This window comes from Rhizobacter sp. P3_C12, from assembly GCF_056402735.1.
In genome coordinates, this window is record NZ_JBFUGW010000209.1 from 1 (window position 1) to 11,058 (window position 11,058).

An 11,058-nucleotide genomic window follows, 5' to 3' on the forward strand; every position below is an offset into this window, starting at 1 on the left:
GCGCTGCTGCGCGCGGTGGAGCCGGCGCTGGCCCAGCTCGACGACGGCATGCGCGCCGCGGCGGCCGCCGCCTCGGGCGCCGAGCACCGCATCCGCGTCACGCTGCTGCCGTCGTTCGCGCAGCGCTGGCTGCTGCCGCGCATGGCGCGCTGGCGCGAGCGCAACCCGCACATCGGCATCGAGCTGTTCGCGTCGCAGCAGGTGATCGACCTGAAGCGCGACGGCTTCCATGCCGCGCTGCGCCAGGGCAGCGGCGAGTGGAAAGGCCTGGTCAGCGAGCGGCTGATCGATTCGCCGCTGATCGCGATCGGCTCGCCGAATGCCGCGCACCGGCTGCAGGGGCGCGATGCCAAGGCGCTGGCCGACGAGCCGCTGCTCGGCAGCCCGGGGCTGTGGGCACGCTGGTTCGAGCTGGCCGGGCTGCGCGTGCGCGTCAACCCGGTCGCCGCCTTCAACGATGCCGGGCTGATGCTGCAGGCCGCCGAGCAGGGCCTGGGCCTGGCGCTCGCGCGCGAGTTGCTCGCCGCCGATGCGATCTGCGACGGCAAGCTGGTGCGGCTGTCGCCGCTGTCGCTGCCGGACGACGAGGCCTACGCCTACTGGCTCGTCTACCCGCCCGACCTGCGGGACTGGCCGCCGCTGGTCGCGCTGCGCGACTGGCTGCGCGAAGAACTCACGCAATCCCAAGACTTGGTGAAGACACCACCGATGCCCGTGCGCTAGCATGGTCCGGCGCGTGAGGGCGCGCTGAAAACTGCGACGCAGACAACACCACAGCATCACCCCGGAGGACCCATGAAGTTCATCAAGATCGCCGCCGCTGCGGCCCTGGCCGCCGCATTCGCGCTGGCCGCCACGGCGAGCCGCGCCGGCACCGCGGAAGACCGCCAGAAGGAAGGCGAGGCCGCCGTCGCCGCGGCGCGGGCCGCCACCATGAAAGGCCCGAGCGACATCCTGCTGCGCGACCAGGCCGTGCTGAAGCTGCCCGCCGGCATGGAATACATCCCGCAGCCGCAAGCCGGCCGCCTGATGCAGGCGATGGGCAACAGCAGCGACGACCACCTGATCGGCCTGGTGCAGTCCAGCGGCGACCCGCAATGGCTGGTGGTCGCGCGCTACGAGGCCTCGGGCTACATCAAGGACGACGACGCGAAGGACTGGAACGTCGACGACCTGTACAAGAGCCTGAAGGAAGGCACCGAGGAAGGCAACAAGCGCCGCCGCGAGCAGGGCTTCCCCGAGCTCGAGATCGTCGGCTGGGTGCAGAAGCCGAGCTACGACGCGGCGACGCACCGCCTCGTGTGGTCGATGGCCGCCCGCACGCCCGGCGAGAACGACGCGCAGCAAAGCATCAACTACAACACCTACGCGCTCGGCCGCGAGGGCTACATCACGCTGAACCTGATCACCTCGCGCGCCTCGATCGAGGCCGACAAGCCGGTGGCCGGCCAACTGCTGTCGGCACTGCACTTCAACGGCGGCAAGGGCTACACCGACTTCAACAGCAGCACCGACAAGGTCGCCGAGTACGGCATTGCCGCGCTGGTGGCCGGCGTGGCCGTCAAGAAGCTCGGGTTGTTCGCGGTGATCGCGGCGTTCTTCCTGAAGTTCGCCAAGGTCGCGCTGCTGGCCGGTGCCGGGCTGCTGGCGGTGATCGGCAAGTTCTTCACGCGCAAGAAATCCGACACCTGACATCCGACACAAGAGAATTCGACACGTGATCAAACTGCTCCTGCTGCTGTTCAGCGGCCTGAAGTTCGGCAAGCTGCTCACGACCGGCGGCACGATGCTGCTGTCGGTGGTCGTCTACGCCTTCATCTGGGGCTGGCGCTACGCGGTCGGCTTCGTCGTGCTGCTGTTCGTGCACGAGATGGGGCATTTCATCGCGGCGCGGCAGCGCGGGCTGGCGGTCGGTGCACCGACCTTCATACCGTTCGTCGGCGCCTGGATCCAGCTGAAGGAGCAGCCGCACGACGCCGAGACCGAGGCCTACGTCGGCATGGGCGGCCCGCTGATCGGCACGCTCGGCGCGCTGGCCTGCTACTTCGTCGCACGCGACCAGCACATCGACTGGCTGCTCGCGGTCGCGTACTCGGGCTTCTTCCTGAACCTGTTCAACCTGATCCCGCTGAGCCCGTTGGACGGCGGGCGCATCACGCAGGTGATCTCGCCCTGGCTGTGGCTCGCCGGCGTGCCGGTGCTGCTGGCGATGCTGATGTGGCGGCCGAGCCCGATGCTGATCCTGGTGGCGGTGCTGGCCGGCTCGCAGCTGTGGACCGCGTGGAAGCAGCGCGGGGACCCGGCCGCGCAGGCCTACCGGGTCGCGTCGTTCGAGACGCGGGCGGGCTATGCGGTGACCTACATCGCGCTCGTCGGCTTCCTCGCGGTGATGACCTACGACCTGCACGAGATGCTGGAGCTGATGCGCCATGGGGGCGGCGCGTCGGTGTGACGGCCATCCCGGATTGGCATCCGGGCTACAGGATTCGTAGCCTGGATGCCAATCCGGGAATCAATCGGCCAAAAACAGCGACTGCAGGTCGCTGAGGAAATCCATCCCGCGGCCGGTCGGCCGCACCCAGCCGCCGTCCTGCTCGACCAGCCCCTGCGCCAGCGCCTTGTCGAGCGGCGCGCGGATCGCGCTCAGCGGCATCCCGGTGCGCTCGGTGAAGCGCACCAGCTCGAAGCCGTCGACCAGCCGCAGCGCGTTCAGCATGAACTCGAACGGCAGCTGCTTGCGCGCGACCTCTTCGTCCTGCGAGATCGCAGCACCCGCCAGCGCCTGCGCCATGTACTTCGCCGGATCGCGGTAGCGGATCTGCCGCACGACACGGTGCGGAAAGCTCAGCTTGCTGTGCGCTCCGGCGCCGATGCCGAGGTAGTCGCCGAACTGCCAGTAGTTCTGGTTGTGCAGGCAGCGGTGGCCCGGCTGCGCGAACGCCGAGACCTCGTAGCGCGCGAGGCCGCTCGCGGCGGTGCGCTCGACGATGCGGTCGAGCATGTCGAACGCGAGGTCGTCGTCGGGGATGGCCGGCGGGTGCTTCGCGAAGAAGGTGTTGGGCTCGATCGTCAGGTGGTAGATCGACAGGTGCGGCGGCTTGAAATCGAGCGCCTGCTTCAGGTCGGCATCGAACTGCTCCAGCGTCTGCCCGGGCAGCGCATACATCAGGTCGAGGTTGAAGGTGTCGAAGGCCTCGCGCGCCTCGGCCACCGCGGCGCGCGCCTGCGCGGCGTCGTGCACGCGGCCGAGCGCGCGCAGCTTCTCGTCGTCGAAGCTCTGCACGCCGATCGACAGCCGCGTGATGCCGGCCGCGCGGTAGCCGCGGAAGCGGTCGCGCTCGAAGGTGCCGGGGTTGGCCTCGAGCGTGATCTCGCAGCCGGCCTCCAGCGGCAGGCGGGCGCGGATGTCGGTGACCAGCTGGTCGATGGAGGCCGGCGCGAACAGGCTGGGCGTGCCGCCGCCGATGAAGATGCTGTGCACGCGGCGGCCCCACACGAACGGCAGCGCGGCTTCGAGATCGGCCCGCAATGCGTCGAGGTAGCGCGCCTCGGGCAGCTCGCCGGCCTTCTCGTGCGAGTTGAAATCGCAGTACGGGCACTTGCGCAGGCACCACGGCAGGTGCACGTACAGCGACAGCGGCGGCAGCGCGGCGAGCTGCAGCGTGCCGGGGCGCATGTAGCGCGCCACCATGTCACCGGCCGATTCGCCGGGCGCGGCCAGTGCCGGGCCGATCGGAATCACGTCAGCCAAGGTGCCAGACCTCGCGCATCAGGGCCAGCATCTGCCGCGATGCGATCGCACGGTGGCTGTGGCGGTTCTTCTCGTCGGCACTCAGCTGCGCCACCGAGCGCCCGAGCGCCGGGATGAACATCAGCGGGTCGTAGCCGAAGCCGCCCTCGCCGGCGCGCTCGCGCAGCAGTTCGCCGTTCCAGCGGCCGAAGGCGATCAGCGGCTCGGGGTCGTCGGCCTCGCGCACCGCGACCAGCGCGCTGACGAAGCGGGCGCGGCGGTCGTCGTGCGCTTGCATGCAGTCGAGCAGCACGAGGTTGTTGTCGTCGTCGCTCTTCGGCTGGCCGAACAGCGTCGCGTAGCGCGCCGACAGCACGCCCGGCGCGCCCTTCAGCGCATCGACGCACAGCCCGGAATCGTCGGCGATCGCCGCGCCCCCGGCCGCGCGCGCGGCATGCCGGGCCTTGGTCAGCGCGTTCTCGACGAAGGTGAGGTAGGGCTCCTCGGCCTCGGGGATGCCGAGCGAGCCCTGCGTGACCAGCTCGATGGCCAGCGGCGCGAACAGCGCCTGCAGCTCGCCGAGCTTCTTCGCGTTGTTCGACGCGAGGACCAACCGCATCGCCTTCAACCCGCCAGCGCGGCCCGCTGCGCCGCCACCAGTTCGCGGATGCCCTTGTCGGCCAGCGCCAGCAGCGCGCCCATCTCGTCGCGCGAGAAGGCCGCGCCCTCGGCCGTGCCCTGCACCTCGACGAAGCCGCCGGCAGCGGTCATCACGACGTTCATGTCGGTGTCGCAGCCGGCATCCTCGACGTACTCCAGGTCGAGCAGCGGCGTGCCGTCGACGATGCCCACCGAGATCGCCGCCACCGCATCGCGGATCGGCGATTCGGTGATCAGCCCCTTGCGCTGCAGCCAGCTGACGGCGTCGTATGCCGCCACGTAGGCGCCGGTGATCGCCGCGGTGCGCGTGCCGCCGTCGGCCTGGATCACGTCGCAGTCGAGGTGGATGCTGCGCTCGCCGAGCTTCTTCAGGTCGAACACGCAGCGCAGCGAGCGGCCGATCAGGCGCTGGATCTCCTGCGTGCGCCCGCTCTGCTTGCCACGGGCCGCCTCGCGGTCGCCGCGGGTGTGGGTGGCGCGCGGCAGCATGCCGTACTCGGCGGTCACCCAGCCCTCGCCGCTGCCGCGCTTGTGCGGCGGCACCTTCTCTTCGACCGACGCGGTGCACAGCACCTGGGTGTCGCCGAACGAGACCAGCACCGAACCTTCGGCGTGCTTCGTGAAATGGCGGCGGATGCTGACGGGGCGCAGCGCATCGGCGGCGCGACCTTGGGTGCGGATGAAGCTCATGGGGTGTGCGGGCGATGAAGGTGGTGTCGTGAAAGACAAAGTCCGCATCGCGACGGGCGCGAGCGGACTCGAAAGGTCATGAAGCGAAGCTTACGCCGGGACGCGCCCGGCGTGCCGTCAGGGCTTTTTCTGCGACGAGCGGCGGATCGCCTCGTTGATTTCCTTGATCGAGCGCTCGATCTCGGCATCGTCGAGCTCGTCGGGCGCTTCCTGGCCCAGCACGCTCGCCTGGATCGTCGACGCGAAGACTTCCTCGCCCAGCGTGTCGGTGGAGATGCCGCCGTTGCTGTCGTTGTCTTCGGCCGATTCCCATTCGACGGCCAGCACCGTCACGTTGTCGCTCTTCGCGCCACCGTTGCGCAGCGCCTGCTCGACCAGCTCGGGCACCGCGTCGGCCAGCGTGTTGCGCGCCAGCTGCTCGGTGATCGTCGCATCGGTGACGGTGCCCCACAGGCCGTCGGAGCACAGCAGCAGGCGGTCGCCGCTTTGCAGCACGAGCGGGCCGACGGTGTCGACCACCGGCTTGCCCGGGCTGCCCAGGCAGGTGAACAGCACGTTGCGGTTGAAGCGCTCGCCCATCGGCACGACGTGGCTCAGCGTTTCCTGCAGTTCGGAGTAGGAGTGATCGCGGGTGCGGGCGACGAGCTTGTCGCCGCGCACCAGGTACAGCCGCGAATCGCCGCAGTGCGCCCAGTACGCGTTGTTGCCCTGCAGCACGCAGGCGACGACGGTGGTGCGCGGCGTGTCGATCAGCGCCTTCTGGGTGGCGTAGCGCAGCAGCTGGTGGTGGCCGGCGATGATGGCCTCGTGCAGGAAGCGCATCGGCTCCTTCAGCGTGGGCTTGGCATCGCGCTGGTACATCGCGGCGAGCGTCTGCAGCGCGAGCTGCGAGGCGACCTCGCCTTCGGGGTGGCCGCCCATGCCGTCGGCGAGCGCGAACAGCCCCGAATCCCGCGTGTAGCAATAGCCCATGCGGTCTTCGTTCTTCTCGCGGCCGCCTTTTCGGCTGACCTGGTACACGGTGAATCGCATGCCCTCAGCCCTTCGCGCCGGTCGTGAGGTTCTCGAGCTGCAGCTTCAGTCGTTCACTGAAGCTGAGCTTGGTGTAGCGCCGTTCGGTCTCGCGCGCCAGTTCCTTCTGCAGGGCAAAAACGCTTTGCGGGCGCGACAAGGGATCCAGCGACATGCACCACTCGGTTACTTCAATGAGGTTGTCGGAATAGACGTTGCGCAGCCGCGAGAGCGACAGCGCGAGGCGGTCTTTCTCGATGCGTTGCGGGGAATCGTTGGGCGGATAGCCCTGCATGCAGGCGTAGATGCAGGCGCCGATCGCGTAGATGTCGGTCCAGGGGCCGAGCGTGCCGTCGCGGCGGTACATCTCGGGCGCGGCGAAGCCGGGTGTATACATCGGGCGGATGAAGTTGCCTTCCTTGCTCAGCACTTCGCGCGCCGCGCCGAAGTCGAGCAACACCGCCTTGTTCTCGTTCGTGATGAAGATGTTGGCCGGCTTGATGTCCAGGTGCAGCATCTTGTGCTGGTGCACGATGCGCAGGCCACGCAGGATCTCGTCGAACAGGCTGCGGATGGTGGACTCGCGGAACACCTTGTCGCGCTTCAGGTCGCGCGCGGTGACGATGAAATCCTGCAGGGTGTCGCCCTGCAGGTAGTTCATCACCATGTAGACGGTTTCGTTCTCGCGGAAGAAGTTCAGCACGCTGACCACGCTCGGGTGGCTGATCTGCGCGAGCGAACGCCCTTCTTCGAAGAAGCTCTTGAGCCCCAGGCGGTACAGCGGCTGCTTCTCGGGCTTGACGCGCGGCGTCAGTTCACCGGGCGCGCGCTCGGCCAGCGAGGACGGCAGGTATTCCTTGACGGCCACCAGGTGACGGTCGGAGTCTTCGGCGAGGTAGACGACCCCAAAGCCACCGGCTGCCAGCTTCTTGATGACCTGGTAGCCACCGACGACCGTGCCCGACGGCAACGGAGCGGGTTTTGGCTTTGACATAATCGGATTTTGCAATGCGATAAATTGAATGCCAGTCTACAGCATGACCGGGTACGCAAGCGCCACCTCCGGGGCGCAAACCGCCACAGATAGCACGGTGGCGGCAGATGCTTCCGCCCCCCGGTCGCCGACGGCGACCGCGACCAGCGTGATGGTGGAACTGCGTTCCGTCAACAACCGCTTCCTCGACCTGAGCCTGCGCCTGCCGGATGAATTCCGCTCGCTGGAGCCGGTGCTGCGCGACCTGATCACCAAGCGTTTCCGGCGCGGCAAGGTCGAATTGCGCTTGAACACCCATCGGGAAAACGAATCGGCCTGGCCGACGCCGCAGCCGGACCAGCTGAACCGCCTGAGCCGCATCGAGAACACCGTGCAGAGCTGGTTGCCGAAGGCGCAGCCGCTGTCGGTGCACGAGGTTTTGCAGTGGTGCAAGACGGGCTCGACGGCCGAGCACCTGGACGAAGCGGCGCTGGACGCCGCGCGCCGCTGCATCGACGGCCTGGCCGAAGCGCGCGAGCGCGAGGGCGAGAAGCTGGTGGCGGTGCTGATGGAGCGCGTGAAACGCCTGCGCGAACTGGCCACGCAGGCCGAGCCGCTGGTGCCGGCCGCGGTGCAGCGCCAGCAGCAGCGCTTCGTCGAGCGCTGGCAGGAGGCGCTGGACGTGACCGGCGCGGCGCAGAGCATCGCCCGCGAGGCCTTGCAGGACCGTGCGCTGAACGAGGCGGCGGCCTATGCGATCCGCATCGACGTGGCCGAGGAGCTGGCCCGCCTGCGCGCCCACCTGGAAGAGATCGCCCGCCTGCTGAAGGCCGGCGGCGAGGTCGGCAAGCGGCTCGACTTCCTGATCCAGGAGCTGCTGCGCGAGGCCAACACGCTGGGCTCGAAGGCCTCGACGCTGGAGCTGACCAACATCTCGGTGGAGATGAAGGTGGCGATCGAGCAGTTGCGGGAGCAGGTGCAGAACCTGGAGTAACGGCTCAACTCAGCCGCGATCCCTTCGGCAAACGCGCCGCCAGCCACTCGTGCACGTCGGCGCGGATGTGCCGGCCTTCGAGCAGGAAGCCTTCGAAGCGGCTCGGCACGTACGGCAGGTATACCAGCGGCATGCGCGCCTCCTCGGGCGTGCGGGCGGCCTTGCGGCCGTTGCAGGCGGCGCACGCGGTGACGAGGTTCATCCAGGTCCAGCCGCCGCCGCGAGACTCCGGCACGATGTGTTCGCACTGCAGATCGCGCTCCGGGAAGCACTGGCTGCAGTAGGCGCAGGTCATGCGGTCGCGGCGGAACAACTTGCCCTTGCTGAAGGCCGGCACCACGTCGAAGAGGTTGACGCCCGATGCACCGCGCAACGCGATGATCGGGTGCACGTCGATGACCGACTGGCGGTCGCGCGCGACGTTGAAACCGCCGCGCAGCGTGGCCAGCGGACCGTCGCCGTCGACCCAGGCCACTGCATCCACGGCCACGTGCGACGCTGCATGCTCCAGCGTGATCCACGCCTGGGGCGTGCCCTGGATGTCGAGTTGCAGCACGTGGCTGTGGGGATGGGAATGCATGGGTGGCCTCCTTTCGCGGGCCTGTGTGGTGGAACCTCAGCGCTCGTAGTGATCGCGGTTCACGCCGTCAAAAGCATCCGCTGCGCAGGCAGCAGCGCTTGAAACGACCTCGCGGAGCCGCACGGGCATGGATCGTTGCGGCCGAGCTTCTCGAGGAGCTCCTTGCCGTCACCGACGACTCGATGGCCGCGCTTGACGCCGGTCTCGGACGGGAAGCCCTTGCGTCGCTTGCTCATGACCTCGAAAGCTCACGTCGTCTTCGTTGATGGGTTTCATGGCACACCTCCTTGCTGGTTGATGGTGGATGGTTTTGCGTCCGGGTCTGCGACGCGTGAGATTCAAATGCGCTTGGGGGTGACCGGCCGGAATCGAACCGGCGCCAGCGGGATCACAACCCACGGCTCTGCCATTGAGCTACGGTCACACCCAAGCGCACATGCGCCATCGGAAAGACGAACTGATGGACTCGACGATCCGATTCGAACGGATGCGGGCTTGCGCCGTCTGGTTTGCAGCCAGATGCCTTCGACCACTTGGCTACGTCGAGATGTTGCTGGCGCCCCGTGCGGGAGTCGAACCCGCGGCTTCCGGCTAGACAGGCCGGCACTCTGGCCACTGAGTCAACGGAGCATTCAATCCATCCGGTCACGGGTTCCGGCGCCGCCCAATCGTTGCGGCCGATTTCCGCCCTCCTGGCTTGATTCCACAAAGGCTTCTTGATAGTTGAAGAGAAAAGGCCCGGATCCTTTCGGAATCCGGGCCTCTGCGTACAGAGAGTCGAAGGTGTGCGCCTATGCGCTGCCTTCTCCCGGGTGCATCTGGTCCTCGTCTCGGTCGAAGCACTCATGGCTCGTCATCGGCAGACACGACTCGCACGCAACCACCCCGCGAACGGGTTGGTGGATGGCGATGACGGATGCAAGTTTCACGATGCGACTGCCTGTCAGAAGTGGTGCTCGATGAGCGAAGGAGGTGGACTGTAAATAGTCTTTACTTCACCGTCAAGCTGTCTGCGAATGTTTTTTTGGCAGCGATCCTCGAACCTCTGACGAGACCGCATCCAGGTAGCGCTCGAATGACGCCTGCACGGCTGCGTGGCCGTCGCCGATGATGTTGCGCCCCCAGGTGTAGCCGAACACGTCTTCGAACGGCAGACCGGCCACCACGTCGCGCAGATGAAGCACGTCGGCACGCCGCATCGGGATCAGGTTCGGGTAGCTGTACATGAACGACACGTGCCGGCGGTCCTGCACCACCTGCAGCGCGTCGCCGGGGAACAGCGCGCCGCCCGGGCGCGGCCCGTCCCGCCAGTGCAACGCGGTGCTGCCGGCGAAGTGCCCGCCGCAACGCAGCAGCGTGACGCCGTCGGACAGGCGCAGCTCATCCCCGCCCCAGAAGCGGATCTGCGGTGCCGGCCGCAGCACCCATTCGCGGTCCGCTTCGTGCAGCAGGATCGGCACGCCGCCCAGCGCGTCGCTCCAGTCGACCATCGCCGCGTAGAAGTGCGGATGCGAAATCGCGATCAGGTCGACGCCACCGCGTTCGCGCAGCGCCTGCACCGCCTCGTCCGTCACCAGGCTCAGGCTCTCCCACAGGATGTTGCCGGCATCGGTGGGCAGGAACATCGCGCGCTGGTCGATCGCGAAGCCTGGCGCCAGGCCGATGCCGAGCACGCCCTGGTCGTCCTCGATGCGCAGCCGGTGGGCAGCCGCCAGCTCGCCGCGCGTCGTCCAGCGCTGGCCCTTCCAGCCGACGTACTGGCGCTCGTCCTCGCACACGGGGCAGCGCGGCGGCGGCACGGCCGACAGCGCGAACTGGGTGCCGCAGGTGGCACAGATCGGGTGGTTCATCGTGGGCTCCAGGGTCTTGTCGATGGCCTCAGGATGCCGTTCAATGTGGCTCGTTTCGAGATCCACTTTCCGCCAAGATGAGCAAGCCACTTTTCGACCTGCGCCTCGATCTGCCCGCGCGCGGCTCCGGCAACGTGCAGCAGGCCCTGCACCACCAGCTGCGTGCCGCCATCGTCGACGGCCGGCTCGCGCCGGGTGCCCGCCTGCCTGCCACGCGCGAGCTCGCCGGGCTGGCCGGCGTGTCGCGCAGCACCGCGCTGGGCGCCTACGACCTGCTGCTCGCCGAAGGCTACGTCGAAGGCCGGCACGGCTCCGGCACCTACGTCTCGGCGCGTCACGGCGGCCCGGCGGGCGATGCCGCGGGCGCGTCGCTGGCCCACAAGCTGGCGGCGCCCTGGCGCGACAGCGCGCCCGCGCGCCCCTCGCCCCCGCCGCGCTTCGATTTCCGCATCGGCTACCCCGACCAGCGCCAGTTCCCGTTCGACGTGTGGCGGCGCCTCACCGCCCGTGCGCTGCGCGCCGCGTCGCGCGCCAGCGGCGCCGGCAGCGACCCGCAGGGCGACCCGCGCC

At 68.4% G+C, this 11,058-nt stretch carries 13 protein-coding genes and 3 tRNA genes; 5 read left to right on the forward strand and 11 right to left on the reverse strand.

The annotated features are described in order from the left end of the window. The 3 genes from AC1DXV_RS25030 to AC1DXV_RS25040 form a co-directional block, all read left to right on the forward strand. A partial coding sequence (locus AC1DXV_RS25030) for a LysR substrate-binding domain-containing protein (RefSeq protein WP_477936089.1) occupies positions 1–723 on the forward strand: 723 nt, incomplete at its 5' end. Positions 724–795: 72 nt separating this feature from the next. Beyond that, positions 796–1,692 carry a DUF2167 domain-containing protein gene (locus AC1DXV_RS25035; RefSeq protein ID WP_477864675.1) on the forward strand — a complete coding sequence of 299 codons (897 nt, stop codon included), beginning with the start codon at positions 796–798 and terminating at the stop codon, positions 1,690–1,692. Between the two features lie 25 nt (positions 1,693–1,717). Then, the gene (locus AC1DXV_RS25040) at positions 1,718–2,452 is read left to right on the forward strand and encodes a site-2 protease family protein (protein WP_477864676.1); all 735 of its coding nucleotides are present in this window, start codon (positions 1,718–1,720) and stop codon (positions 2,450–2,452) included. Positions 2,453–2,512: 60 nt separating this feature from the next. Here the strand turns inward: AC1DXV_RS25040 and hemW are convergent, their stop codons facing one another. The 5 genes from hemW to AC1DXV_RS25065 form a co-directional block, all read right to left on the reverse strand. Beyond that, complete coding sequence (gene hemW / locus AC1DXV_RS25045; protein WP_477864685.1) at positions 2,513–3,742, reverse strand: radical SAM family heme chaperone HemW; 1,230 nt, start codon at positions 3,740–3,742, stop codon at positions 2,513–2,515. Position 3,743: 1 nt separating this feature from the next. Beyond that, positions 3,744–4,349: an RdgB/HAM1 family non-canonical purine NTP pyrophosphatase gene (rdgB, locus tag AC1DXV_RS25050; protein ID WP_477864677.1), complete on the reverse strand. Its 606-nt coding sequence runs from the start codon at positions 4,347–4,349 to the stop codon at positions 3,744–3,746. A gap of 5 nt (positions 4,350–4,354) precedes the next feature. After that, on the reverse strand, positions 4,355–5,080 hold the full coding sequence (gene rph, locus AC1DXV_RS25055; RefSeq protein ID WP_477864678.1) for a ribonuclease PH: 726 nt from the start codon (positions 5,078–5,080) through the stop codon (positions 4,355–4,357). Positions 5,081–5,197: 117 nt separating this feature from the next. After that, positions 5,198–6,112 (reverse strand): PP2C family protein-serine/threonine phosphatase, encoded by a 915-nt coding sequence (locus AC1DXV_RS25060; protein ID WP_073467031.1) that lies wholly within the window; start codon positions 6,110–6,112, stop codon positions 5,198–5,200. A 4-nt stretch (positions 6,113–6,116) separates the two neighbouring features. Continuing rightward, complete coding sequence (locus AC1DXV_RS25065) at positions 6,117–7,085, reverse strand: serine/threonine protein kinase (RefSeq protein WP_047507438.1); 969 nt, start codon at positions 7,083–7,085, stop codon at positions 6,117–6,119. Positions 7,086–7,113: 28 nt separating this feature from the next. Here AC1DXV_RS25065 and AC1DXV_RS25070 point away from each other — a divergent pair, with 28 nt between their 5' ends. Beyond that, on the forward strand, positions 7,114–8,058 hold the full coding sequence (locus tag AC1DXV_RS25070) for a YicC/YloC family endoribonuclease (RefSeq protein WP_477864679.1): 945 nt from the start codon (positions 7,114–7,116) through the stop codon (positions 8,056–8,058). A gap of 4 nt (positions 8,059–8,062) precedes the next feature. On the opposite strand, the gene AC1DXV_RS25075 is transcribed toward AC1DXV_RS25070, so the two are convergent. From AC1DXV_RS25075 to AC1DXV_RS25100, 6 genes are all read right to left on the reverse strand, one after another. Beyond that, a complete protein-coding gene (locus tag AC1DXV_RS25075; protein WP_477936091.1) occupies positions 8,063–8,638 on the reverse strand; it encodes an HNH endonuclease in 576 nt (191 codons plus the stop codon). Between the two features lie 59 nt (positions 8,639–8,697). Next, the gene (locus tag AC1DXV_RS25080) at positions 8,698–8,874 is read right to left on the reverse strand and encodes an SEC-C metal-binding domain-containing protein (protein WP_477864681.1); all 177 of its coding nucleotides are present in this window, start codon (positions 8,872–8,874) and stop codon (positions 8,698–8,700) included. 117 nt (positions 8,875–8,991) lie between these two features. Next, positions 8,992–9,062, reverse strand: a tRNA-His gene (locus AC1DXV_RS25085). 37 nt (positions 9,063–9,099) lie between these two features. Then, positions 9,100–9,185 (reverse strand) — tRNA-Cys (locus AC1DXV_RS25090). Between the two features lie 7 nt (positions 9,186–9,192). Further along, positions 9,193–9,268 (reverse strand) — tRNA-Asp (locus tag AC1DXV_RS25095). 371 nt (positions 9,269–9,639) lie between these two features. Continuing rightward, positions 9,640–10,488: an MBL fold metallo-hydrolase gene (locus tag AC1DXV_RS25100; protein WP_477864682.1), complete on the reverse strand. Its 849-nt coding sequence runs from the start codon at positions 10,486–10,488 to the stop codon at positions 9,640–9,642. Between the two features lie 77 nt (positions 10,489–10,565). Here AC1DXV_RS25100 and AC1DXV_RS25105 point away from each other — a divergent pair. Then, a partial coding sequence (locus AC1DXV_RS25105; protein WP_477936093.1) for a GntR family transcriptional regulator occupies positions 10,566–11,058 on the forward strand: 493 nt, incomplete at its 3' end.